At 67.2% G+C, this 25077-nt stretch carries 22 protein-coding genes and 2 pseudogenes; 15 read left to right on the forward strand and 9 right to left on the reverse strand.

All coding sequences use genetic code 11. The annotated features are described in order from the left end of the window. The first annotated feature begins 67 nt into the window (after window positions 1-67). Window positions 68-2463: pseudogene (locus tag GJV80_RS12320) on the forward strand (phosphoketolase). 12 nt (window positions 2464-2475) lie between these two features. After that, window positions 2476-3567 (forward strand): acetate/propionate family kinase, encoded by a 1092-nt coding sequence (locus GJV80_RS12325; protein ID WP_154688150.1) that lies wholly within the window; start codon window positions 2476-2478, stop codon window positions 3565-3567. A 99-nt stretch (window positions 3568-3666) separates the two neighbouring features. Here the strand turns inward: GJV80_RS12325 and GJV80_RS12330 are convergent, their stop codons facing one another. Further along, complete coding sequence (locus tag GJV80_RS12330; RefSeq protein WP_154688151.1) at window positions 3667-3846, reverse strand: hypothetical protein; 180 nt, start codon at window positions 3844-3846, stop codon at window positions 3667-3669. A 311-nt stretch (window positions 3847-4157) separates the two neighbouring features. Between GJV80_RS12330 and GJV80_RS12335 the strand changes: the two genes are divergently transcribed. Both GJV80_RS12335 and GJV80_RS23920 read left to right on the forward strand, forming a co-directional pair. Beyond that, window positions 4158-4634 carry a Dps family protein gene (locus GJV80_RS12335; RefSeq protein ID WP_154688152.1) on the forward strand — a complete coding sequence of 159 codons (477 nt, stop codon included), beginning with the start codon at window positions 4158-4160 and terminating at the stop codon, window positions 4632-4634. A 123-nt stretch (window positions 4635-4757) separates the two neighbouring features. Then, window positions 4758-6811: pseudogene (locus GJV80_RS23920) on the forward strand (penicillin acylase family protein). An 80-nt stretch (window positions 6812-6891) separates the two neighbouring features. On the opposite strand, the gene GJV80_RS12350 reads toward GJV80_RS23920, so the two are convergent. Beyond that, window positions 6892-7332: a nuclear transport factor 2 family protein gene (locus GJV80_RS12350; RefSeq protein WP_230207622.1), complete on the reverse strand. Its 441-nt coding sequence runs from the start codon at window positions 7330-7332 to the stop codon at window positions 6892-6894. A gap of 146 nt (window positions 7333-7478) precedes the next feature. On the opposite strand from GJV80_RS12350, the gene GJV80_RS12355 reads away from it, so the two are divergent. Further along, window positions 7479-8270: a helix-turn-helix domain-containing protein gene (locus GJV80_RS12355; protein WP_154688155.1), complete on the forward strand. Its 792-nt coding sequence runs from the start codon at window positions 7479-7481 to the stop codon at window positions 8268-8270. Between the two features lie 27 nt (window positions 8271-8297). Here GJV80_RS12355 and GJV80_RS12360 read toward each other — a convergent pair whose 3' ends face one another. The 3 genes from GJV80_RS12360 to ychF all read right to left on the reverse strand — a co-directional run bounded on the left by GJV80_RS12360 (window position 8298) and on the right by ychF (window position 12596). Next, complete coding sequence (locus tag GJV80_RS12360; RefSeq protein WP_154688156.1) at window positions 8298-9059, reverse strand: TIGR00730 family Rossman fold protein; 762 nt, start codon at window positions 9057-9059, stop codon at window positions 8298-8300. Window positions 9060-9095: 36 nt separating this feature from the next. Then, a complete protein-coding gene (locus tag GJV80_RS12365) occupies window positions 9096-10646 on the reverse strand; it encodes a glycoside hydrolase domain-containing protein (protein ID WP_195908901.1) in 1551 nt (516 codons plus the stop codon). 879 nt (window positions 10647-11525) lie between these two features. Further along, window positions 11526-12596 carry a redox-regulated ATPase YchF gene (gene ychF, locus GJV80_RS12370; RefSeq protein WP_154688158.1) on the reverse strand — a complete coding sequence of 357 codons (1071 nt, stop codon included), beginning with the start codon at window positions 12594-12596 and terminating at the stop codon, window positions 11526-11528. An 80-nt stretch (window positions 12597-12676) separates the two neighbouring features. On the opposite strand from ychF, the gene GJV80_RS12375 reads away from it, so the two are divergent. Further along, window positions 12677-13414: a TIGR02206 family membrane protein gene (locus tag GJV80_RS12375; protein WP_154688159.1), complete on the forward strand. Its 738-nt coding sequence runs from the start codon at window positions 12677-12679 to the stop codon at window positions 13412-13414. Here GJV80_RS12375 and GJV80_RS12380 read toward each other — a convergent pair. After that, entirely contained in the window at window positions 13374-14666 is a 1293-nt protein-coding gene (locus GJV80_RS12380) for a M18 family aminopeptidase (RefSeq protein WP_154688160.1), read from the reverse strand. The genes GJV80_RS12375 and GJV80_RS12380 overlap by 41 nt on opposite strands. Before the next feature lie 81 nt (window positions 14667-14747). Here GJV80_RS12380 and GJV80_RS12385 point away from each other — a divergent pair, with 81 nt between their 5' ends. The 3 genes from GJV80_RS12385 (at window position 14748) to rmuC (ending at window position 17328) form a co-directional block, all read left to right on the forward strand. Continuing rightward, on the forward strand, window positions 14748-15131 hold the full coding sequence (locus GJV80_RS12385) for a helix-turn-helix transcriptional regulator (RefSeq protein WP_154688161.1): 384 nt from the start codon (window positions 14748-14750) through the stop codon (window positions 15129-15131). Between the two features lie 307 nt (window positions 15132-15438). After that, on the forward strand, window positions 15439-15687 hold the full coding sequence (locus GJV80_RS23925; protein WP_230207624.1) for a hypothetical protein: 249 nt from the start codon (window positions 15439-15441) through the stop codon (window positions 15685-15687). A gap of 93 nt (window positions 15688-15780) precedes the next feature. Next, window positions 15781-17328 carry a DNA recombination protein RmuC gene (rmuC, locus tag GJV80_RS12395; RefSeq protein WP_230207625.1) on the forward strand — a complete coding sequence of 516 codons (1548 nt, stop codon included), beginning with the start codon at window positions 15781-15783 and terminating at the stop codon, window positions 17326-17328. 42 nt (window positions 17329-17370) lie between these two features. Here rmuC and GJV80_RS12400 read toward each other — a convergent pair whose 3' ends face one another. After that, window positions 17371-18375 (reverse strand): 4-hydroxy-3-methylbut-2-enyl diphosphate reductase, encoded by a 1005-nt coding sequence (locus GJV80_RS12400; protein ID WP_154688163.1) that lies wholly within the window; start codon window positions 18373-18375, stop codon window positions 17371-17373. 49 nt (window positions 18376-18424) lie between these two features. Between GJV80_RS12400 and xseA the strand changes: the two genes are divergently transcribed. Both xseA and GJV80_RS12410 read left to right on the forward strand, forming a co-directional pair. Beyond that, the gene (gene xseA, locus GJV80_RS12405; RefSeq protein WP_154688164.1) at window positions 18425-19654 is read left to right on the forward strand and encodes an exodeoxyribonuclease VII large subunit; all 1230 of its coding nucleotides are present in this window, start codon (window positions 18425-18427) and stop codon (window positions 19652-19654) included. A 98-nt stretch (window positions 19655-19752) separates the two neighbouring features. Further along, window positions 19753-19947: an exodeoxyribonuclease VII small subunit gene (locus tag GJV80_RS12410; protein ID WP_230208409.1), complete on the forward strand. Its 195-nt coding sequence runs from the start codon at window positions 19753-19755 to the stop codon at window positions 19945-19947. Window positions 19948-19957: 10 nt separating this feature from the next. On the opposite strand, the gene GJV80_RS12415 is transcribed toward GJV80_RS12410, so the two are convergent. Beyond that, the gene (locus GJV80_RS12415) at window positions 19958-20932 is read right to left on the reverse strand and encodes a GlxA family transcriptional regulator (RefSeq protein WP_230207627.1); all 975 of its coding nucleotides are present in this window, start codon (window positions 20930-20932) and stop codon (window positions 19958-19960) included. Between the two features lie 128 nt (window positions 20933-21060). On the opposite strand from GJV80_RS12415, the gene GJV80_RS12420 reads away from it, so the two are divergent. Then, on the forward strand, window positions 21061-21297 hold the full coding sequence (locus GJV80_RS12420) for a hypothetical protein (RefSeq protein WP_154688167.1): 237 nt from the start codon (window positions 21061-21063) through the stop codon (window positions 21295-21297). Between the two features lie 309 nt (window positions 21298-21606). Here the strand turns inward: GJV80_RS12420 and GJV80_RS12425 are convergent, their stop codons facing one another. After that, on the reverse strand, window positions 21607-22164 hold the full coding sequence (locus GJV80_RS12425) for a DUF4245 domain-containing protein (protein WP_195908902.1): 558 nt from the start codon (window positions 22162-22164) through the stop codon (window positions 21607-21609). A 119-nt stretch (window positions 22165-22283) separates the two neighbouring features. Between GJV80_RS12425 and GJV80_RS12430 the strand changes: the two genes are divergently transcribed. The 3 genes from GJV80_RS12430 (at window position 22284) to GJV80_RS12440 (ending at window position 25077) form a co-directional block, all read left to right on the forward strand. Then, window positions 22284-23699, forward strand: a complete 1416-nt coding sequence (locus GJV80_RS12430; RefSeq protein ID WP_230207628.1) for an aspartate ammonia-lyase — start codon at window positions 22284-22286, stop codon at window positions 23697-23699. A gap of 165 nt (window positions 23700-23864) precedes the next feature. Beyond that, window positions 23865-24635 (forward strand): DinB family protein, encoded by a 771-nt coding sequence (locus GJV80_RS12435; RefSeq protein ID WP_154688169.1) that lies wholly within the window; start codon window positions 23865-23867, stop codon window positions 24633-24635. A 106-nt stretch (window positions 24636-24741) separates the two neighbouring features. After that, on the forward strand, window positions 24742-25077 hold the full coding sequence (locus GJV80_RS12440) for a hypothetical protein (protein WP_154688170.1): 336 nt from the start codon (window positions 24742-24744) through the stop codon (window positions 25075-25077).

Here is a 25077-nt window from a genome sequence, read left to right on the forward strand (position 1 = left end):
TGGGCGGTTACGGCACCGCCTTCCCCGGGTAGCGTGAGCCAGGTATCCACCCACTGAAGGGGAACAGATGGCACGCAGGGCCAAAACACCTCTGGACAGTACCGATCTCGAACTGCTGAACGCCTACTGGCGGGCGGCGAACTACCTCTCGGTCGGCCAGATCTACCTTCTGGACAATCCGCTGCTCACCGAGCCGTTGCTTCCCGAACACGTCAAGCCCCGGCTGCTTGGGCACTGGGGCACCACCCCCGGACTGAACCTGCTCTACGCCCACCTGAACCGGGTGATCAAGGCGAGGGACCTCAGCTCGATCTTCATCACCGGTCCCGGCCATGGCGGGCCGGGGCTGGTGGCGAACGCCTATCTTGAGGGCACCTACTCCGAGATCTATCCGCACATCGGGAACAACGCCGAGGGACTGCGCCGGCTGTTCCGACAGTTCTCCTTCCCCGGCGGGATCCCCAGCCACGTCGCGCCGGAGACGCCCGGTTCGATCCACGAGGGGGCGAGCTCGGCTACTCCCTGGCCCACGCCTACGGGGCGGCGTACGACAACCCCGACCTGTTGGTGACCTGCGTGATCGGGGACGGTGAGGCCGAGACCGGCCCGCTGGCCGCGAGCTGGCATTCCAACAAGTTCCTCAACCCGGCCCGAGACGGTGCAGTCCTGCCGATCCTGCACCTGAACGGGTACAAGATCGCCAATCCAACGGTGCTTGCCCGGATCGGTGACGACGAGCTGATGCAGCTGATGCGCGGTTACGGCCACGATCCGGTGCTGGTCGCCGGCTACGATCCGGCCCAGGTGCACCAGGACCTGGCGGTCGCCCTGGAGCGCTGCCTGGACACCATCGCCGACATCCAGACCGGTGCGCGCACCGGGGGCGGCGCGCGCACCCGCCGGCCGTGGCCGATGATCATTCTCCGGACGCCGAAGGGCTGGACCGGCCCGAAGACCGTCGACGGGTTGCCGGTGGAGGGCACGTTCCGGTCACATCAGGTGCCGCTGGCCGAGACCCGGACCAACGCCGAGCATCGTCGACAGCTCGAGGACTGGATGCGCAGTTATCGGCCCGAGGAACTCTTCACCGCCGATGGCGCCCTGATCGACGAACTCCGCGCACTCGCCCCGGAGGGCGACCGCCGGATGAGCGCCAATCCGGTGGCCAACGGTGGCGTACTACTTCGTGATCTTGATCTGCCGGACTTCCGGGACTACGCCGTCGAGGTCCCTGCGCCGGCAGCCGGCACCGGCGAGGCGACCAGGGTGCTCGGCACGTTCCTCCGCGACGTGATCAACACCAACCGTGATCATTTCCGGGTCTTCGGTCCGGACGAGACCGCGTCCAACCGACTCAGCGCGGTCTTCGAGGCCAGTGATCGGACGTGGGAGGCCGACCTGCTGGAGACCGACGTCCAGCTGTCCCCGGACGGGACCGTGATGGAGGTGCTGTCGGAGCATCTGTGCCAGGGCTGGTTGGAGGGCTACCTGCTGACCGGCCGGCACGGCCTGTTCAACTGCTACGAGGCGTTCATCCACATCGTCGACTCCATGGTCAACCAGCACGCGAAGTGGTTGAAGGTCACCCGGGGCATCGGGTGGCGGCGCCCGATCGCGTCGCTGAACTATCTGCTGTCCAGCCACGTCTGGCGGCAGGATCACAACGGCTTCAGCCATCAGGATCCCGGCTTCATCGATCACGTGATCAACAAGAAGGCCGAGGTGGTGCGGGTCTATCTGCCACCGGACACCAACACCCTGCTGTCGGTCGCCGACCATTGCCTGCGCAGCCGCAACTACATCAACGTCATCGTCGCCGGGAAGCAGCCTGCGCTGAACTATCTGACCATGGACGAGGCCATCGCGCACTGCACGCGCGGCATCGGCATCTGGGACTGGGCCGGAACGACCGACGGGGAGCCGGATGTCGTCCTTGCCTGTGCCGGTGACATTCCCACCCTGGAGACGCTGGCGGCGGCAGACCTGATCCGGACCCACCTGCCCGATCTCAAGGTGCGCGTGATCAACGTCGTCGATCTGATGCGGCTGCAGCCGAGCACCGAGCATCCGCACGGTCTGACCGATCGGGAGTTCGACGCGCTGTTCACACGGGACAAGCCGGTGATCTTCGCCTACCACGGCTATCCGTGGCTGATTCACCGGCTGACCTACAGCCGCACCAATCACCGCAACATCCACGTGCGCGGCTACAAGGAAGAGGGCACCACAACCACCCCGTTCGACATGGTGATGCTCAATGATCTTGACCGTTTCCATCTGGTGATGGACGTGATCGACCGAGTGCCGACGCTGGGCAGCCGGGCGGCGACGCTGCGGCAGGACCTCGCAGATTCCCGGCTCGCTGCGCGTGCTTACACCCGGGAACACGGCGAGGACGACCCAGCGATCTCCGGCTGGTCATGGCCAGTCGATCAGGACGCGGCTCCGGCGGTCGGCGACTGAGGGGTCGCGATCATGCGCCTGCTGACTGTCAACGCGGGGTCCTCCAGCGTCAAACTGCGGCTGTTGGAGGACGGAGCCGTTACGCACGCCGGCGATCTGTCGATCGCCGGCGAGGAACTTGATCCGAGGGCCGTCGACGATGCGCTGACCGGATGGCCGAAACCGGACGTGGTCGGACATCGGGTGGTGCACGGTGGAACGCAGTTCTCGTCCGCGGTGCGGATCACCCCGGAGGTCGAACGACAGTTGCAGGACCTCACCGACCTGGCTCCCCTGCACCAGCCGAAGTCACTTGCCGGTCTACGTGCCGCAGCCGACCTGTTGCCCGACGTGCCGGCCGCCGCCTGCTTCGACACCGCCTTCCACGCCACCATCCCACCGGCTGCGGCGACCTACGCGATTCCGCAGGAGTGGCGCGACCGCGGCGTCCGGCGCTACGGGTTCCACGGTCTGTCGCACGCGTACGTCAGCAGGCGAGCCTGCGAACTGGCCGACCTGCCGGTCGACGGCACCCGGGTGGTGACCTGCCATCTCGGCGCGGGTGCCTCACTGTGTGCCGTGCAGGACGGCCGCAGTGTGGACACGACGATGGGCTTCACTCCGCTGGAGGGCCTGGTGATGGCGACGCGATCGGGAACGGTCGACCCGGGCATGGTCCTGTGGCTGGAGGAACACCAGAAGCTGTCACCGGCGGAGGTGACGCAGATGCTGGAGTCCGGGTCCGGGATGTTGGCGCTGGCCGGGACCAAGGACCAGCGCGAGGTCGAGGCCGGCGTCCGGGCGGGCGACCGGCGCGCCACTGCGGCGCTCGAGGTTCAGCTGCACCGGCTGGTCACTTCGATCTGCGCGATGGCCGGATCGATGGGCGGCGTGGACGTGCTCGCGTTCACCGGCGGGGTCGGCGAACATTCGTCGCTGGTCCGGCAGTCTGTCTGCCGGCGGCTGGATTGGCTCGGGGTGGCGATCGATGAGGCCCGCAACGACAGTGCGCAGCCGGATCTCGACCTCACCGGGGGCGGCGCCCGGGTCCGCTCGGTCGTCGTCACTGCGCGGGAGGAACTCGAAATGGCCCGAGAGATCGCCGCACTCGATCTGTCGTCCTAGCGATCCCGGACGGGGCTTCGCCGTCGTCGGAGATCACGGGTGCAGTTCGCCGGCTGCAGTCTCAGGACACTTCAAACGCGTATTCGAAGGAAAGGGCGGCTAGAGGTCGCTGTTGCGCAACCAATGATCGGCGAGGAACTCGTCGACGGCATTCACCACGATCTCGCCGACGTCGCAACCCTCCTGGTCGGCGACCCACCGCAGTTCGTCCATCATGGCTTCGGGAAGGCGGACGGTCAGCGGGCGTCCGACGGTGCGGAAGCGGCGCGCCCCGGACATTCCAAGATCATTACTAGATCTTTCAACAGCCGGCTCGACAACATCCGGAGACACAAGGCTGCTCGGAGCCATTGGGGGAACGACCTCTTCGATCATTGTCTTTGGCACCATCCTCGGGGCTGCTTCCATCTTGCGACGTCTTCGCCTTCCTGTCGATACTTGGAGGGGACATATTTGATCTTGCGCAACTGTTTAAACGATTCGCGAGGGGTACAGGAAACAGAAGCGGGCAAACCGATGTGCCGGTTGCGACGACAATGGAGTACCCCGTTGACACCGGTTGAATCCATTCATGATCGGAGGAATTTCAGATGGCAGACCAGACCGATGCGTTCCGCGCCTCGACGAAGTTTTCAGAGCACCTTCAAAACCTGCTGGTCGAGTTGATCGACCTGCACCTGGTGGGCAAGCAAGCCCACTGGAACATCGTTGGACGGAACTTCCGGGATCTGCACCTGCAGTTGGACGAGATCGTCGCGGATGCCCGCAACTTCGCCGACGACGTCGCCGAGCGGATGCGTGCGGTGTACGTGGCTCCGGACGGCCGCGCCCAAACGGTCGCCAAGGTCTCCGGGCTGAAGCCGTTCCCCGAGGGGGAGATCAGCACCAGCGAGGCGGTCGACGCCATCAGCGCCGCACTGTACGGCGTGGCCAAGACGGCGCGGGAGATCCATGACGACGTCGAGGAGGAGGATCCGACAACCTCCGATCTCTTGCACACCATCATTGAACGCACCGAGCAGCTGGCCTGGATGGTCTCGGCGGAGAACCGCACCCCGCAGCACTGACCGACGCCCACATTCATCCGAGCACTCGACCGGCCCGGCGCAGCTTTGCTGTGCCGGGCCGGTCGTCTTGCGCCCGGCGCTACCTGAAACGATCATGACAATCCCCACCGCTACCGTGTTTGTATGGTCGAGGTATTTCGCGACGCTCAGGGCGTGCCGCATCTGCGGGCCGATTCCGTCGACGAACTGGCCCGGTTGCAGGGACGCGTCGTGGCTCAGGATCGCGCCTGGCAGATCGAGTGGAACCGGCGGCGCGCCGAGGGCAGAACGGCCGAGATCATCGGGGCGCCCGGCCTGACGTTCGACCGGTTCGCGCGCCGTGCCGGGATCGACCGTGTCGCCCAACGCTGTTTCGACAACCTCGACGACCGGACACAGACCTGGGTGTCGGCGTTCACCGAGGGGGTCAACACCGGGCTGGCCGACGGTGCGTCGGGGGCGTACGAGTTCGATTCGCTCGACATCGGCCCCGGGACCTGGCAGCCGTGGTCACCGCTGGCCCTGTTTGCGGTCCAGCAGCTCATCTTCGGCGGCTTCGCCTACAAGTTGTGGCGGCGGCACGTCAGCCGGCGGCTCGGCGCCGACGTTGTCGATCTGCTGGACAGCGAGATTCCCGACGCGATCGGCAGCAATGCCTGGGTAGTGACCGGCCGTCGTACGGCCAGCGGCAAGCCGATCATCGCCGGAGATCCGCACCGGCAGGCCGATTTTCCCGGTGTCTACCAGCAGGTGCGGCTCGCCTGCCCGGAATTCGACGTCTTCGGCTTCACCTTCGCCGGCGTCCCCGGCGTTCAGCACTTTGCGCATACCGGACGGGTGGCCTGGGCGATCACCAACGCGATGTCGGATTACCAGGACCTGTTCGAGGAGCAGCTGGACCGCTCCGGTGCCGAGGTGACCGCACGCGGACCGAGCGGCCCGGAGCCGGTGCAGCGGCGGATCGAAACGATCTCCGTTCGGGGTGGTACGACCGAGCAGCTCGAGGTGCTGGTCACCCGACGCGGCCCGGTGATCGTCGATGGCGAGACCGGGCCGCCCTCAGCCTGCAGACGCCGACGATGGTCGAGAACGATCTCGGCTTCAGCAGCCTGCTGCCACTGCTGCACGCCCGCGACGTCGACGACGTTCTGGCAGCGATGGCCTCCTGGGTCGAGCCGGTCAACAGCGGGATCGTCGCCGACTGTTCCGGCGCCGTCCGGCACTTCGTTGCCGGCCGGGTTCCACTGCGGGACGACCGGAATGTGGACCTGCCGGTGCCGGCCTGGGATTCCCGCCATGCCTGGTCAGGCGCGTACGCCGCGATGCCGGTCGATGTGGTCGATGACCTGGCGGTCAACGCGAACGACCGGGCAAGCGGTGGGGGTCTCGGGAAGTTCTACGCGCCCGGCTGGCGGGCCGGCCGGATCAGCTCCCGGCTCAGCGAGCTAGCTGCGGGAGCCGCCGATGTGTCGGCGATGGAGTCCATCCACGGCGACGTGCAACTCGGCGCGGCACGACTGGCCAAGCAGATCCTTCGGCGCACGGAGGTCACTGGGTCGGAGCAGGTGTCCGCCGCGGAATCACTCAGGCAGGAGCTGCTGGCCTGGGACGGGCAGATGAGCGCCGACAGCCGTGGTGCCCTGCTGTACGCCAGCTGGCGGGCGGCGATGACCGACTGGATCGCCGAGCAGCCGCCATTCGTCGCACTGCGCGATCCCGATCCGCTGCCAGGTCCTTTCGCGGCGACCATGGACGTGCGGGTCCGGATCGGCGTCGCCTTCGACGCCATCTGTCTCAACGCGGACAAGCTCGATCTTGATCTTCAGACCGGCGTCACCTCGGCTCTCGCTGCGGTGGCGGCGGATCCGCCGACCGGCGTCTGGGGCGACGCGCACCGGCTGGCCCCGGTCCACGGATTGACCGGGTTGGCCGAGGATCATGTGCCGCGCCTCCCCGATCCGCCGCTGGCAGGGGACGGCAGCTGCGTTCGCGCCACACATTCCACGCCGGGACTGACCCATCACTGCGCGATGACCTCGATGGCCCGGTACGTGTGGGATCTTGCCGATCCGTCACGCAGTCGGTGGGTTGTGCCCTTCGGCGCCTCGGGCGGCCCGGCCATCCGCACCACGTCGACCAGACGGCGGCGTGGGCGGCGGCCGAACTCCACCCGGTGGTCCTGGACTGGTCCTTGCTGATCAAAGAGTGTTGATCAAGCGGAACAGATCACGAATTGCTGATCATGGACCGATCACGGACCGTTGATCAAGGAAGTTGATCAGTCCTCCGGGTCGTGCTGGTGTGGGAAGTGCTCGGGAGCACGATCGAGGAAGCTGGAGATCGAGCAGATCCGTCCGTCGGTTGTGAACGCGATGACGTCGGTGCCGGAGGCGAACGACTCCCCGCCGGCGAGCTGGATCTCCCAGAGCAGCCGGGCACGGTCGTGATGGGTCTCCGGGGTCCGGCGGACCACGAGCGAGGCACTGCCCATGTGATCGATGAACTGCGTGCGAAACTCGATCAGCGACTCGGCTCCGGTCAATACCCCCACCGGTGCGTGATACTCCAGCGGCTCGTGGAAGATCGAACCGGCAACGCTGCGCTGCAGCTCGGGGGTTTCGGCGTTCCAGAACTCGATGTAGTGCTGGAGCACCTCGCCTTGATCAAGAGACTCGGATCGTTGGGTGATCTCGGTGTGATGGTCGGCCGTCTCGGTCATGGGTCTTCTCCTTCCAGGAGATTCGATGCGTCGTCGGTCGGTTCCGACGACCTCGGTGTCCGAGTAACTGTCCCCCGACATGATCATCGTGTCGATTACCTCCGACGTCATTGCCGCGCGAGCCCCGATCGGGCACGCTGTCTGCCATGACGGTGACCACCCAGCCGGTCGGCGCGTTGATCCGGCAGTGGCGGCAGCGCCGGCGGCTCAGCCAGCTGGACTTGTCGCTGGCGACCGGCGTTTCGGCGCGGCATCTCAGCTTCGTCGAGACCGGACGATCATCGCCGAGCCGGGAGATGATCGAACGGCTTTGTGGCGAGCTCGACATTCCGCTGCGTGAGCGGAACATTTTGCATCTTGCGGCCGGCTTCGCTCCGCCGTACTCCGAACGGTCGTTGACCGATCTCGCGGCCGCCCGGCTGGCTGTCGACGGGATTCTCCGCGGACTGGAGCCGAATCCTGCTGTTGCGGTCGACGTCGGTTGGAATCTGATCGCCGCGAACCGGGCGGCCGAGGCCTTCCTCGGCGGTGCAGCCGGTATCCCGTCCCAAGGAACATCCCATCCGCCGCTGAACATGCTCCGGATGACCTTGGCGCCCGATGGTCTGGCACCGCAGATCCGCAACCTTGCCAGGTGGCGTACAGAGGTATTGCGGCGCCTGCATCGCCAGCTGGAACGGACCGCGGATCCGGGACTGGCCGACCTGATCGAGGAGATCCTCGACTACCCCGCTCCGGCCGACGACGATCAGGGCGACCGCGGCTCGGCAGATGATCTTGTTGTGCCGTTGCAGTTGACGACCGAGCACGGCGAGCTGAGGTTGCTGTACACGACGACCGTCTTCGGCTCACCCAGGGATGTCACCCTGGACGAGATCGCGATCGAGACGTTCTTTCCGGCCGATGATCACACCGCCCGGGTGCTGCGCAGCCTGTGATCATCCGCGTCGATCATCCCGCCGGAGTCAGACCGCGTCGCGCGCGGCGACCATCGATGCCACCGCCTCGTCAAGATCATCGGTCACGATGAGGATGCCGAGATCGGTCGGGCCGATCTTTCCTTCGGCCAGCACTGACTTCTCGAGCCATTCCATCAGGCCCGACCAGTAGTCGGTGCCGAGAAGCACAACGGGAAACCTGGTGATCTTGCGGGTCTGCACCAGCGTCACGGCTTCGAAGAGTTCGTCCAACGTGCCGAATCCCCCGGGCAGCACCAGGAATCCCTGGGAGTACTTGACGAACATCGTCTTGCGGGCGAAGAAGTAACGGAAGTTGACGCCGAGATCGACCCAGTGATTGAGCTCCTGTTCGAAGGGCAGCTCGATGTTGAGCCCGACGCTGACACCCTGGCCCTGCTGCGCTCCCCTGTTGGCGGCCTCCATGGCACCGGGACCGCCACCGGTGATCACCGCGAATCCGGCTTCGGCGAGCTTGCGGCCGGCTCGCTCCGCCAGCTGGTACTCCGGGGTACCGGGCTTGGTGCGGGCGGAACCGAAGACGGCGATCGCCGGTCCGATCTCGGCCAGTGCCCCGAAGCCCTCGATGAATTCTGCCTCGATCCGCAACACCCGCCACGGATCGGAATGCACCCAGTCGGTCGGGCCACGATGATCAAGGAGCCGCTGATCGGTTGTGGTCTGCTCGATCTGTCCGCGGCGTTGGATGATCGGGCCCTTGATGCGGCTCGGGAAGTCGAGGTCCACGGGCCGCTGGTTGCTTGTCGTCACGGAGCAAGTGAAGCACTCCGGGTCCGCTCGGGTGGGTCAGAGCAGCGGACTGCGGTTGGTCCAGCCCCCGGAGAGCTTGATCCGGCTCCCCAGGCCGTTCTGCTTGCCGGGATACAGGTACAGGTTCCCCGTGCTCTTGTCGACCGCCATCAGGTCCGGATAGCTGCGGCGATCGAAATTGCCGACACCCACCAGGCCACGCCGGTCGGACCATCCCGTGCCCAGGTTGATCCGAGCAGCGAAGCCGCTTGCCTTGCCGGGATACAGATACAGCGTGCCGGAGGCGGTGTGGCGGGCCAGCAGGTCAGGCCTGCTGTCTCCGGTCAGGTCGCCGATGCCGGTCAGCTCACTCATCGTCTGCCAGTCCGGCCCGAGGCTGATCCGGCTGGCCAGCGCGGTGCCACGGCCGGGATAGAGGTAGAGCGTGCCCGATGACTTGTCCGCCGCCACCAGGTCCGGGAAGCCGTCGCCGGTCAGGTCGCCCACCGCGGTGGTCTCCCGCATGGCGTTCCATCCGGTGGCCAGCCGGACCCGCGGCCCGAGCCCGGAGCCGGTGCCCGGGTAGAGCCACAGGTAGCCGGTGTTCGAGTCGCGGACGATGATGTCGTCCGGACCGTCACGATTGAAGTCGCCGAACCGGGTGATCGAATCCGAGGCGGTCCACTTGCTCGCGATCCGGGTCCGACTCTCCAGGTTGGTGCCGTTGCCCGGGTACAGGTACACGTCACCCGTCGCTGTGTCGCGGGCCAGCAGATCGGGCCACCCGTTTCCGGTGAAGTCGTTGAAGCCCGGGCCGGGCAGCACTTTCAGGTCGACGTAATCGGTGTCGATGTTGATCTTGACTCCGCCCCAGGTCTCGTCGTGGCCGCCGCGGTATTGGTGGCTCCGACGGTGGGGGCTCCAGTAGCCGGACGGAATCGCCGGGTTGTCCACGCCGGCGACACCGTCGTAGCGGGCGAACCACAGATAGTCCGGATGCGGTCGGCTGGTGGAGCGATAGTCGTCGACCAGGTCCCGGACGGTGGAGTTCAGGCTGCCGTAGGCGCCGGAAAGGTAACCGAGGTCATGCAGTCGTGAGGTCCAGGCGCCGAGGAAGCTGAGCACTGCAGTCGTGCAGGCGGAGTTGTTCTCGGCGTACGCCTCCATGTCGAAGATCAGGGTGCTGTCCCGGGGGAGCCCGAGGGCTTTGGCCGCCGTCACGGCCGCCTCGGCCTCCGACCTGCCCTGGGCGGAGGCCCGGGCAGGATCGAAGAGGTTCTTCTTGTTCGACGTCGTGCACGGCGCCTGCAGCCCGAGATAGATGGGCAGCAGATGCCAGCCCTGCGACTGCTGGTGACTGACCCAGGACGCGGTGAGATTCGGCTGGCTGCAGGCACGGTTGCTGCCGCCGAAGTAGATGCCGACCGCGCGATACGGCGACGCGAGCCAGGCGTCCATCGCGGCCGACGACGGCGCCGTACAGGCATCGAACCCCGGGCCGGTGTAGGTTCCGGGTGCGCGGTCCGCCGCCGCTGCGCGCGGCGGGACCAGCCCGACCATGATCAATGCCAGCATCAGCGCCAGCAACCATCCCGACGTCCGCCTCATCACGCTCACCCCCGCGTACGGTGGCGCCAGTCGACCACCGGGAGCCGCGCTGAAGTAGTGGCTTTCGTCCTGACCTTGTCGTCCCGAGAACCCGCGGGCGCCGGTTCCCGCACCCCTCGTCCGCTCCCCCACACTTTGCCCGGCCCGCACCATTTGCCCGTCCCCGCACCCGCTGCCCGGCCCCGCACCATTTGCCCGGCCACGCACCATTTGCCCGGCCACGCACCATTTGCCCGGCCCCGCACCATTTGCCCGGCCCCGCACCCGCTGCAGCCGGTGCGCCGCCGACGTACCGGTGCGCCGTCGAGGAACTGGTGCGGCATCGACGAAGTGGTGCGCGCACACCCCACCGAGTCGGGTTCCCCGCACCATTTGCCCGGCCCCGCGCCCCTTACCCGGCCCCGCACCCGCTGCAGCCGGTGCGCCGCCGACGTACCGGTGCGGCATCGACGTACCGGTGCGGCATCGACGAACTGGTGCGCGCACACCCCACCGAGTCAGCGTTCCCCGCACCATCTGCCCGGCCCCGCGCCCCTTACCCGGCCCCGCACCCGCTGCAGCCGGTGCGCCGCCGACGTACCGGTGCGCCGTCGAGGAACTGGTGCGGCATCGACGAACTGGTGCGCGCACACCCCCGCCGGGTCAGCGTCCCGCACCATTTGCCCGGCCCCGCACCATTTGCCCGGCCCCGCACCATTTGCTCGCTCCCGCGCCCCTCACCCGGCCCCGCACCCGCTGCAGCCGGTGCGCCGCCGACGTACCAGTGCGGCATCGACAAACTGGTGCGCGCACACCCCACCGAGTCAGTGTCCGCACCTGCTCGAGCGAGCGGCCGCCGAAGGTTTCCCGCACCCTCACGGCGCCCAGTCCGCTGGAGGACTACACGTTGAAGCGGAATTCGACCACGTCGCCGTCGTGCATGACGTAGTCCTTGCCCTCGATCCGGACTTTGCCGGCCTCCCGCGCTTTGAGCAGTGACCCGGCGGCGACCAGGTCGTCGTAGGAGACGATCTCGGCCTTGATGAACCCCTTCTGGAAGTCGGTGTGGATGACACCGGCAGCTTCCGGTGCGGTCGCGCCCTTGCGGATCGTCCAGGCCCTCGATTCCTTCGGGCCGGCGGTCAGGTAGGTCTGTAGGCCGAGGGTCTGGAAACCGACGCGGGCCAGATGATCAAGACCGGGCTCCTCGATTCCCATGTCTGCCAGGAATTCCGCGGCCTCGTCCGGCTCCATCTCGGCCAGCTCGGATTCGATCTTGGCGTCAAGGAAGATCGCCTCGGCGGGAGCGACCAACCGGCGGAGCTCCTCGCGGGTCGCCTCGTTGGTCTCGTCGGCGCTGGTGTTGAAGACATACAGGAACGGCTTGGCGGTGAGCAGAAACAGGTCACGCAGCGGGCCGCGATCGAGCCCGGAGCCGAAGACCGTCTGCCCCGACTCCAGCACTTCCTGGGCCTGTTTGACCGCCACGACGACCGCCTGCTGGTCCTTGTTGAAACGGGCTTCCTTCTCCAGCCGCGGCAGCGCCTTCTCGATGGTCTGCAGGTCGGCCAGGATCAGCTCGGTGGAGATGGTGTCGATGTCGCCGGAGGGGTTGATCTTTCCGTCAACGTGGGTCACGTCCGGGTCCTCGAAGACGCGGGTGACCTGACAGATCGCGTCCGCCTCGCGGATGTGGGACAGGAACGCATTGCCCATCCCCTCCCCCTTGCTGGCGCCGCGGACGATGCCGGCGATGTCGACGAAACTGACCGTCGCCGGCACGACCCGTTCGGACTTGAACAGCTCCGCCAGCACGGCAAGCCGGGGATCGGGTACGCCGACCACGCCGACATTGGGCTCGATCGTCGCGAACGGGTAGTTCGCGGCAAGCACGTCGTTGCGGGTCAGCGCGTTGAACAGTGTCGACTTGCCCGCGTTGGGCAGGCCGACGATTCCGATGGTGAGGGCCATTCAGCTCCGCTTCCCAAGAGGAGGGTTTTCGGTCAGTGCGTTACGCAACCGCCCACCCTACCCGGGCCTAGATTGGGCCTGTGCATTTCGTCGGCGACTCGTTCGTCCGCTGGGGCATCGGCCATCAGACGATGCTGGCCGTCACAGTCATCGGCTCGGTGCTGCTGATCGTCGTCGGCAGGCGGATCCGCGGCACCCGGTCGGAGACGGTGCTGTCCGTGGTGTTCGCGGCGACCCTGTTCGTGGTTGCGGTGATCCACGTCGTCCACGGGCTGCTGCCGGTCAACTTCCGGCTCCAGGGATCGATTCCGCTGCAGTTGTCCGACGTCCTGCGTTTCGTCTCGGCGTACGCCCTGTTGACCCGGCGGTTCTGGGCGACGTCGGTCGTCTACTACTGGGGGCTGACGTTCAATCCCCACTCCTTGATCACGCCGAACCTGCACTACACCGATTCCCCGATCTACGACTTCACCATGTACTGGTCCTTGCACATCTTCGTGATGTGGGCCGCCATCTATCTGACCTGGGGACTGGCCCACCGGCCGAACTGGCGGAGCTACCGGATCGCGATCATCGCGACGCTCGGCTGGGCGGTCGTCGCGTTCACCTTCAACGTGCTGGCTGGCACCAACTACGGGTTCCTCAACGCCACGCCGACCAGCGCGTCGTTGTTGGACCTGATGGGTGACTGGCCGGTCTATCTGTTCACCGCGTTCATCGCGATGTTCGTCGTCTGGGCGTTGATCACATTGCCCTGGATGATGCGCCGGCGGCCGGTCACGACGGATCGGACAGAAACGCCTGCATCGCCAGGCTGAGAGCCGCGGCGTCCGTGACACCGGCCAGTTCACGGGCCGAATGCATCGACAGCAGCGGGATCCCGACGTCGACAGTGGTGATCCCCAGCCGGGTCGCCGTGATCGGGCCGATGGTCGACCCGCACGGAATCGCGTTGTTGGACACGAAGTCCTGGCTGCGCACGCCGGCGGCCGCACACGCCCGACGCCACACCGCTGTCCCGCGGGCGTCGGTCGCGTAGCGCTGGACCGCGTTGATCTTGAGCAGCGGGCCGCTGTTCAGCAGTGGCCGGTTCTGCGGATCGTGATGGCCTGGGTAGTTCGGATGGACGGCATGGCCGGCGTCACCGGACAGGCACACCGAATCCGCGTACGCCCGCAGGTGATCTTGTCCGGCATAGCCGAGGGCAGCTCCGATCCGGGTCAGCACGTCCTCCAGGATCGGACCCGCCGCACCCGATCGCGACGAACTCCCCACTTCTTCATGATCGAAGGCGGCCAGCACCGGGATGCGCGGGCCCGGTTCGGCATGCAGCAGGGCGACCAATCCGGCATGCACGCTGCTGAGGTTGTCCAGCCGCCCGCAGGCGAAGAACTCGTCGTCGGCGCCGAAGACGGCCGGCGGATCGGTGTCATAGGCCGTGATCTCGTAACCGAGAAGTTGATCACGGCCGATGCCGACCAGCCCGGCAAGATGATCAAGGATGCCACGGTCCGGCCGGCCGACACCCCAGATCGGCGCGGTGTGCTGCTGCGGGTCGAGGGTCAGCCCGTTCTGGTTGACGCCGCGATCAAGATGCGGCGCCAGCTGCGGGATCCGCATGATCGGTCCGGTCTTGACCAGTTCGGTACGGGTCTGGTCGCCGTCGGCGATCACCACCAACCCGGCGAGCCCCAGCTCGCGGTCCAGCCAAGAATTCAGCAGCGGGCCGCCGTACACCTCGACACCGACCTGCTGCCAGCCGTCGGCGCTGCGCAGGTCGGGACGCGGCTTGAGCTTGAAGGTCGGCGAGTCGGTGTGCGATCCGATGATCCGGAACCCCGTTCCCGGCGCAACCTGGTCGCGGATTCGCCAGGCGATCAGACTGCCGTCCCGGACGACGAAGTAGCCACCGGACTCCAGGTCCCAGGTCGCTCGCTCGTCCAGCTCACTGAATCCGGCCGAGGCCAACCGTCGCCGTGATTCGGCAACGGCGTGGAACGAGGTCGGTGCAGCGACGACGAAGTCGCCGAGATCCTTGATGTGCTCGAGCGCAGCAGCCACGAGGCCCATCCAACAACACGACGTCACGGCCGTCGCGATCAGATCGCATATGCCTTGACCGACATATACGCGTCAAGGCATATTGGATGAGTGCCGAGCGACGTCTTCACACTGATCGCCGAACCGAACCGGCGGGCGATCCTGGATCTGCTCCGAACCGGCCCGGCGACCGTAGGCCAACTGGTCGAACGCCTCGACCTGTCGCAGCCGACCGTGTCCAAACATCTGCGCGTGCTGCGGGAGAACCAGATCGTGGAGGCGACGGTCGCCGCACAATCCCGGATCTACCGGCTGAACGCCGCCCCGCTCGCGGAGCTGGACAGCTGGCTGCAGCCGTACCGGCGACTCTGGGAGCGCAGCTTCACCCGACTCGGTGAACACCTCGACCGCCGGCAGGACGCAGACCGGACAAACGCTGACTGGACGAACGATGACCGGACGAACGCTGACCGGACGAACGATGAGGAGACCTGATGAACGCCGACTTCGACCCCGGCCCGCTGCGGGATACCGGCATCCGGCCTGCCGGCGGCCGGTGGACGTTGATCTACCGGCAACATTTCGATCATGCTCCGCGGGCGGTTTGGCTGGCGCTGACCGATCCCGCCGAGCTGCGCGCCTGGGCGCCGTACACAGCCGACCGGAACCTGGACAGCACCGGACCGGCGAACCTGATCATGGTCGACGGTGACCGGCAGACCCGGATGCCGACAACGGTGCTGGCTGCGGACGCACCTCGACTGCTGAGTTCGATTGGGGCGGCCAAACGCTGCGCTGGGAGTTGCTCGCCTCCGGAGACGGGACCGAGCTGGTCCTGGAGCACACCGTCGACGACCGGTCCGAACTGTCCGCGATGGCGGCCGGTTGGCATCTGTGTCTGCTGGTTGCCGACGACCATCTGTGCGGCGGCCAGCAGGCGCCGATCGTCGGTGAAACGGCCCACGACTACGGCTGGGACGAGTTGGAACGGCAATACGCCCGTTCCCTCGACACCGACCGGGACGCCACCGGAGCGGATCCGAACCGCTGATCGACGGCTGATCGAACGCCGATCACCTGGAATCCGGGCCGCGCGGGCGCGTCCATCACGGCAATGTCCGAGCCACAGGTCAGGATCACAGGTATGGCGACCTCGACCGTGCTGGCCCTGCTCGGCGGACTCCTGCTCGGCGCACTGCTGGGAGGAGCCGCGGCGTGGCTCGTGCTGCGCGCCAGGGCGGAGACGGTGGGCGCCCGGGACGATGCCCGGCTGGCCGACTCCCGGTCGGAGCTGGCGCATGCCCAGTCCCAGGCAGCCGAGGCTCGGTCGGAGGCGGCTCATGCGCGGGCCGAACTGGCCAGGGTGCAGACCGGGGTCGCGGAGGCGCGCGCCGAGGCATCCGCCGCACAGGCCGAGGCCGCGGACGTGTCGGCGAGCCTGGGCAAGGCGATCGCCGAGCGTGACGCCGCCGTCCACCGCGCCACCGAGATCGCCGCCGATCGCGAGGCGATGTTGAACGAGTTCAAGGTGTTGTCCGCCGAGACGATCGAGCGGCAGTCGAGACAGGCCGACGCGGCGGCCGAGGCCCGGCTGAAGGCGACCGAGCAGTTGATGGCGCCGGTGCGTGAGTCGCTCGAACGCTTCAACAGCCGGCTGACCGACGTGGAGAAGGAGCGGGCCGCGATGTCGGCCGATCTCCGCGCCCAGGTCCAGACCGTACGGCAGACCGGTGAGACGCTGCGCAAGGAGACGAACGCGCTGGTCACCGCCCTGCGCAAACCGCAGGTCCGCGGCGCCTGGGGTGAGGTACAGCTGAAGCGGGTGGCCGAGGTCTCCGGCATGCTGCAGCACTGCGATTTCGATCTGCAGACCACCACCCGGACCGACGACGGTTCGGTGCGGCCGGACATGCGGGTGAACCTCTCCGAGGGCAAGTACATCTTCGTCGACTCGAAGGCGCCGCTGAGCGCTTTCCTGGATGCGGCCGAGACGCAGGACCCCGACAAGCGGGCGGAGCACCTGCAGCGGTACGCCAAACACGTCCGCAAGCACGTCGACCAGCTGTCCGGCAAGCGGTACTGGAACGCTGCCGAGACTCCGGAGTTCGTGGTGCTCTTCCTGCCCAGTGAGGCGTTCTACTCCACCGCCCTGGACCAGGCGCCGGACCTCTTCGACTACGCAGCGCGCAAGGACGTGGTCTTCGCCACGCCGACGACGCTGATCGGCATGCTGCGTTCGGTGGCGTACGGCTGGCGGCAGGCGGCACTGGCCGAGAGTGCCGCGGAGGTGTTCAAGCTCGGCCGCGAGTTGCACGACAAGCTCGGCCTGATGGGCAACCGGTTCGACAAGCTGGGTCGCGCCCTGCGCACCTCGGTGAACGCGTACAACGAGACCATCGCGACGGTCGAAGGTACAGTCCTGGTACGGGCCCGCCGGTTCTCCGATCTGAAGGTCACCGAGGCAGAGCTCGAGTCGCTGGCCGCGGTCGAGACACCGGTCCGGCAGATCCAGGCCCGAGAACTGGTCGAGGACGCGGTCCAGGTCGAACCGATGGTGGGGCGAGGTGCGAAACGCCGCAGCCGCAGTTCGGCGCCTGAGGCCGACGAACTGGTCCGGGGCGAGCCCGACCTGTTCGAGTTGACGGCCGGCGAGGCCGACGACGATCACGGCCGCCGGAACACCGGCGCCTGATCCTGCGGAGCGCCGGCTTCGACCGGCCGGCGCGACCGCCGATCAGTCGCGCGGGACACCCTTGCGCAGATCGCGGCGCAGCTCGGGAGGCAGGGCGAAGACCAACGACTCCTCGGTCAGCCGCTCCTCAGTCGCCACCGGGAAACCTCTGTCCTGCAAGTGGTCGAGGACACCCTGGACAAGATCATCGGGTACCGACGCACCACTGGTGATCCCGATGTTCTGCACGCCGTCCAGCCACTCGTCGGCGATCTCGGTGGCGTTGTCGACCCGATAGGCGGCCTTCGCGCCCGCCTCGAGAGCGACCTCGACCAGGCGGACGGAATTGGAGGAGTTGGCGGAGCCGACCACGATCACCAGGTCCGAATGCGCCGCGATCTGCTTGATCGCAGCCTGCCGGTTCGAGGTGGCATAGCAGATGTCGTCGCTGGGCGGGTCGATCAACTCCGGGAACTTCTCCCGCAGCCGTCGCACCGTCTCCATGGTCTCGTCGACGCTCAGCGTGGTCTGGCTGAGCCAGGCGACCTTGGCCGGGTCACGGACCTCGACGCCGTCGACATCGGCCGGTGACTGCACCAGGGTGATGTTGGCCGGCGCCTCGCCCGTGGTGCCCTCTACCTCCTCGTGGCCGGCGTGGCCGATCAACAGGATGTCCAAATCCTCGCGGGCGAACCGCTTGGCCTCGTGATGCACCTTGGTGACCAGTGGACAGGTCGCGTCGATCGCCTTGAGCCCGCGTTCGGTCGCCTGCTCCCGCACCGCCGGTGACACGCCATGTGCGGAGAACACCACGGTGGCTCCCGCCGGCACCGCGCTCAGATCGTCGACGAAGATGGCGCCGCGCTGCTCGAGCGTCTCGACCACGTGCCGGTTGTGCACGATCTGCTTGCGTACGTAGATCGGGGCGCCGTAGGTCTCCAGCGCCCGCTCGACCGTCACAACGGCCCGGTCGACGCCGGCGCAGTAACCGCGCGGCGCTGCGACCACGACGCGCCGACCTCCGGAGTCGGTGTGCGGCTGGTCGGTGGCGAGATCGAGCTGGGGCATGGCGCCCAGTGTATGAGCCGTGTCGGCGGCTCAAGTTAGTGTCTGCTGCGTGCCCCTGGACTCGTCACCGGACAACCCGCAACCGCTGCGGGTGGTGGCCCATGCCGTCAAAGGCTGGATCGAACGGCTGGGCTGGGTGTGGGTCGAGGGCCAGCTGATCGAGATCAACCGGCGGTCCGGATCGCGTACGGTCTTCCTCACCCTGCGCGACAAGCTCGCCGACGTGTCGGCGAGTGTCGCCATCTCGCCGACCAATCTGGATCTCGCCGGGCCGATCGCCGAGGGCGCCAGCGTCGCGGTTCGCATCCGACCGACCTACTACAGCCCGACCGGCAGGTTCTCCTTCTACTGCGAGGAGATCCGCCCGGTCGGCGAGGGCCGGCTGCTTGCCCGGCTGGAGCAGACCAAACGACTGCTGCAGGCTGAGGGGCTTTTCGATCGGGTGCGGAAGAAGCCGCTGCCGTTCCTGCCCCGGGTTGTCGGACTGATCACCGGCGCCCAGAGCGCGGCAGAACGTGATGTGGTGGAGAACGCCCGGCGGCGCTGGCCGGCGGTGTCGATCGAGATCCGCAACACCCTGGTCCAGGGACCACAGGCCACGGCGGAGATCATCCAGGCACTGCAACAGCTCGACAGGGCCCAGACCATCGACGTCATCGTGATCGCCCGCGGCGGTGGTTCGCTGGAGGATCTGCTGCCGTTCTCCGACGAAGGGTTGGTCCGGGCCGTTGCCGCGTGCCGCACTCCGGTGGTCAGTGCCATCGGACATGAGACCGATCAGCCGATCCTCGATCTGGTGGCCGACGTGCGGGCATCGACACCAACCGATGCGGCGCGCCGGATCGTCCCCGACGTCGCCGACGAGCTGTCCCGGGTACGCCAGGCGCGAGAGCGCGGACTGAGCGCGATGACCAAGATCATCGAGCGGCAACAGGAGTTCCTGACCGCGACCCGGACCCGGCCGGTGCTCGCCGATCCGACAGCGACGTTCGACCTGCGCTACGAACAGTTGGCCACGCTGCGGCATCGCGGCTACCGGGCCATGACCCATCTGGTGCATGCCGAATCCACCGCTGTCGAGCACACGCTGGCCCGGGTCCGGGCCATGTCGCCCAAAGCGACCCTGGAACGCGGCTACTCGATCCTCGTCGACGAGTCCGCAGCGACCGTCTCGGACGCGAGTCAGGTCGCGGAGGCAGATATCGTGATCGCGCACCTGGCTTCGGGCCGATTGTCGCTGACCGTGACCGAGCGCCGGCTGGCAGAGCGAGAAGAGTGAGGACCCGACGACCGATGACCGATCGACCCGACGACCAGCACACCGACGACCAGCACACCGACGAGCAGCACACCGATCACCACCCCGGCGAGGAGGACCTGTCCGGGCTCAGCTATGAGCAGGCTCGCGAGGAGCTCGTCTCGGTTGTGCAGCGGCTGGAGTCCGGCGGCGCCCCGCTCGCCGAATCGCTGGCGTTGTGGGAGCGTGGGGAGAGACTGGCCGCCATCTGCCAACAGTGGCTCGACGGTGCGAAGGCCAAGGTCGAGGCGGCCCGCAACCAGGACGCCGACTGAGCCGGACGGCTCAGGCCCGGGCGACCCCGAAGCGGCGCCGATAATCGCCCGGCGCAACGCCGACGTGGCGCCGGAAGTGGTCCCGCAGGACGACACCTGAGCTGAAGCCGACCCGATCGGCGATCTCTTCGATCCCAAGATCGGTCTCCTCCAGCAGCCGCCGCGCCTGGAGGATCCGCTGCTGGGTGATCCACTTGTGTGGCGTGGTGCCGGTCTCGGCCTGGAATTTGCGAGCGAACGTCCGCTCGCTCATGTTCGCCCGCCTGGCCAGTGACCGCGAGGTGTGCTGAACGACGAGATTCTCCGCGATCCACGGCAGAAGCCCACCCAACGAGGAGGAGTCGTCGGGGGATAGCGGCCGGTCGACATACTGGGCCTGACCACCGTCGCGATGCGGTGGAACCACCATCCGGCGGGCGATCCGTACGGCGATCTCCTGACCGAGCTCCCGGCGCACCAGATGCAGTGCTGCATCGATGCCGGCCGACGTGCCGGCGCTGGTGATCACGTCCCCCTCATCCACGTACAGCACATCCGGATCAACCGTGGTCCTGGGGAACTCGGCCTGGAAATCGCTGCAATACATCCAGTGCGCCGTCGACCGGCGGCCGTCCAGCACTCCCGCCGCGCCGAGCAGGAACCCGCCGGTGCACAGGCTGAGCAGGATCGCCCCGTCCTCGTGCGCGTGGCGGATCGCCCCGATGATCTCCGGCGGATAGCCGTTCTCACCGCGCGGGGTGGTGGCCGAGACGATCACCAGGTTGCTGCCGCGTACGCCCTCCAGACCGTGGGTCGCGGTGATCGTGAACGGTGCGGTCGACTTGGCCATCAACGGTCGGTCGGGGTGCAGCGCACAGATCCGGAATTCGAAGGGTTCGTAGCCCTCCTCACTCCGATCGATGCCGAACACCTCGACGGCCATCGCGAACTCGAACAGCGACACAGGTTCGGTGAGGATGACGCTGACCCGCTTGAGCGGTGTCACGGGCTTGAGTCGACTGACACCGGACTCCATCAGCACCTCCACGATTGGCGGCCCGCCACGGTCGGTGGCAGGATTTCGTCGTCGCCCGTCGATTTTGCCACTGGCCACCCCTGAGGACCAGTCCGAGAATGGACGACATGATCGGTCTGTTGCTTCTGGCCGTGCTGGTCGCCGGTTGCGCACCAGCCTTCCTCGCCGAGCGCCCGGGTCCGAACGGGTGGCAGTTGATCATGCGCCCGATCCGCAGAATCCTCCTGTCCATTGACAGAATCGAGGAAGCCACCCGCCGCCGCAGGGACGTCTACGAGACCGTCTCGCGACTCACCATCGACCTCAGCTCGCGGACCGGCGGGCGCGATTCCTGACAGCAGAATCGGGTTGGCGAGAATCTTTCGAAGACTGTCGTTCCTGCCACTGTTGGTGGCGGCCGGAACGGTCGAGACTTGATCACATGGTGCTGATGATGATCTTGACCGCGGTACTGATCGCCGCGCTGCTGATCGGTCTGGAGCGGACCGCCCACCGGTACGGCGCCCGGCCGGATGACCGCCCGACGGCGGGCTCGGAGGACGCCGACCACCGCCGGACCGTTGCCGAGTTGCGGGCCACCGCACAGCGGCCGTCGACCGCGACGTCGACTCCGACCGCGACTCCGACCGCGACTCCGACCGCGACTACGACTTCTGCGGCTGCAACAACCCCACGTACGTCTCCAGCAGCGAATAGCTCACATCCCCGGCCACGATCGCTGTCACGCGCGGCGTAGCGAGGACCAGAGATCGGGTTCGGTCGTCATCGGTGACCAGCCGCTTCCAGGTCCGGCCGTCGACGGTGCTGGTGCCGTCCGGGGCGCCCTGCCGGGAGAGATCATCGACCATCTCCTTGGCACGGATGTCGCCCTGATCGAGCTCGATGTACAGATCGGAATCGGTCAGCACGCCGAGCTGCCAGCGATTGCGTACCGAATCGCTGCCGGTCGGATCCGGCTGGCCGACCCGGGTCCAGGAAACCCGGGTTGCCCGCCACCCGGCGGGCAGTTCGACCGGCGCGAGGACCTGGTACGGCGCCTGCTGGCCGGCCCGGATGGCGACTGGCTTCCAGTCGACGGTCTCGACCTCGGCGTCCCGCGGCCCCTGGCCGAAGATCGCGACGATGATCGCCAACGGAACCAGGATGACCACCAGCGACAGCACCATGTCCCGCCCGGTGGTCGGCCTTTTCGCCTGCGCCATTCCTGACATCCTGTTCCGCTGCCGCGTTCCTGCCCGTCGCCGCGGTCCGGTCCAACGGCTGGGTGATGCGGGGGGCGACCCCCTACGTCCCCGCACTGGGTACGGGTAAGAATGAGCCTATGAGCGATACCGCCGATGAGCCAATCGAGCAGTTCAGGATCGAGCACGACACGATGGGCGAGGTGCGGGTCCCCGCAGCGGCTCTGTGGAAGGCCCAGACCCAGCGCGCGGTGGAGAACTTCCCCATCTCGTTCCGGCCGATCGATCCGGCGTTGATCGCCGCGCTGGCCCGGATCAAGGGTGCGGCCGCAACGACGAACGCTCGGCTCGGTGTCGTCGACGAATCGATGGCCAAGGCGATCAGCCAGGCCGCCGCCGACGTGGCCGCCGGTGAGCACGACGATGAGTTCCCGATCGATGTGTTCCAGACCGGCTCCGGCACGTCCAGCAACATGAACACCAACGAGGTGATCAGTTCCCTGGCGACAAGGATCCTGGGCAGCGCGGTCCATCCCAATGATCATGTCAACGCGTCGCAGTCCTCCAACGATGTCTTCCCCAGCGCGATCCACATCGCCACCACCGACGGCCTGATCAACACGCTGGCGCCGGCGCTGGAGCACTTGCGCGAGGCGCTGTCGGCCAAGGCCGACGAGTTCGCCGATGTGGTGAAGAACGGCCGCACCCACCTGATGGATGCAACACCGGTCACCCTCGGTCAGGAGTTCGGCGGCTACGCGGCGCAGGTCAACAACGGGATCGAGCGGATCAAGGCGGCCCTCCCCCGCGTCGCCGAACTGCCGCTGGGTGGCACCGCGGTCGGCACCGGGATCAACACCCCTGCCGGGTTCGCCGCATCGGTGATCAAGATCATCGCCGAGGAGACCGGGCTGCCGCTGACCGAGACCCGCAACCACTTCGAGGCACAGGGCAGCCAGGACAGCATCGTCGAGGCATCCGGCGCCCTCAAGACGGTCGCGGTCAGCCTGACCAAGATCGCCAACGACATCCGCTGGATGGGCTCCGGCCCGCGCTCCGGTCTGGGCGAGATCAGCCTGCCCGACCTGCAGCCGGGGTCCTCGATCATGCCGGGGAAGGTGAACCCGGTGCTGTGCGAGGCGACGATCATGGTGTCGGCCCAGGTGATCGGGAACGACACCACGATCACGGTGGCCGGCGCCCAGGGCAACTTCGAGCTCAATGTGATGCTGCCGGTGATCGCACGCAACATCCTGGAGTCGATCCGGCTGCTGGCCAACGTCTCCCGGTTGTTCGCCGACCGCTGCATCGCGGGCATCACCGCCAATGTCGAGCATGATCGCCAACTGGCCGAGTCGTCACCGTCGATCGTCACTCCCCTGAACCGCTACATCGGCTACGAGAACGCCGCGGCCGTGGCCAAGCAGGCCCTCAAGGAGGGCCGGACGATCCGCGAGGTCGTGATCGACAAGGGTTTCGTCGCCGACGGCAAGTTGACCGAGGAGCAGTTGGACGCCGCCCTCGACGTCCTCGCGATGACCCGCCCACCCCAGTAATCCGCCGAGGGGTCACAAAATCCCTGATCCGTGCGGCGTGTCGCGAGCCGGTTGAACCATCGGACTGTCGGCGGCGCGGGGTTTACTGCCATCCCAGTAGTAGGGGCGGAATTTTCCGACCCTGCCCAGCGATCCGGCGAGGGCGCCGGGATGCAAGGAGCAGCGATGGCAGCAACATTCGGCAGGTCCGACGACCTGAAGGGCGCGAGCTTCGACCACGTGGCGCTTTCGGGGGCGCGGTTCGTCGCCTCCGACCTCTCCGCGGTGGTGATGCGTGGGGTCGACGCCCATGACCTGGAGATCGACGATCCCTGGCTGGTCGAGGGCGGCGGCGGCAACCTGATCGTCAACGGCGTCAACATCGCGCCGTACGTCGACGCGCAACTCAACCAGCGATTCCCGGGCCGCGATCTGCGGGTCGCCCGGCATCCCGACGGTCTGCGTGATGCCTGGGCGGCCGTGGAGGCGACCTGGACCCAGACCTGCCGACGGGTCGCGGCCATGCCGCCCGGCACGGTCGATATTTCCGTCGCCGGTGAATGGTCCTTCGCCCAGACCCTTCGGCATCTGGTGCTGGCGACCGACATGTGGCTGGGCAAGGCGGTGCTGGAGGTCGAGCAGCCGTTCCATCCGATCGGGTTGAGCGACTCCGGTGGCGAAGCAGACAGCCAGGCGGACGCCTTCGCGGGTTCCCCGGGCGGTCCGCCGTACGACGAGGTGCTCGCCGCCCGTGCGGACCGCCTGGCGATGGTCCGCGGTTTCCTGGCGACGGTGAGCACAAAGACGCTGGCACAGACCCGGAAGAACCCGCACGCTCCGGAGTACGACGAGACGGTGCTGTCCTGCCTGCACACCATCCTCGAGGAGGAGTGGGAACACCACCGCTACGCCGTACGCGATCTGGATGCGATCGAGCGGGAACGCTTGGGGGCCTGACGGAGCGGTCGTACAGTGAACTGAAGAGACACCAAGGCAGCAGCCCTGTCATCGATCACCATCATCGAAGCCGGTACCGATCACCGACAGGAAGGGAAGCTGGGAGATGTCCGTCTCGCACGCACCGTCGTTCCTGCACACCCATCATGGGCTCCATCGACGCACAGAGCGCCGGAGCCGCACAGAACTGAACCGTCGGCACAAGGCCAACCTGATTCTCGGCGGGGTCGGGATCTTCCTGTTCGGGGTCCTGGTGACCGGCTTCATCGGCCTGGCCACCACCGCCGCCCCCAGGCCCGGCCCCAGTTCCAGCTACGGAGCCGACGGCAGTTGGTATGTGTCGCCGCCGCACATGGCGACGTTGTGGTTGGCCGTGATCATGATGTCTGTCGTCGCGCTCTTCGCGTACGGCCTGATCACGGCCAACCACAACCAGCAGTGA

Source organism: Microlunatus sp. Gsoil 973 (assembly GCF_009707365.1).
GTDB lineage: Bacteria > Actinomycetota > Actinomycetes > Propionibacteriales > Propionibacteriaceae > Microlunatus.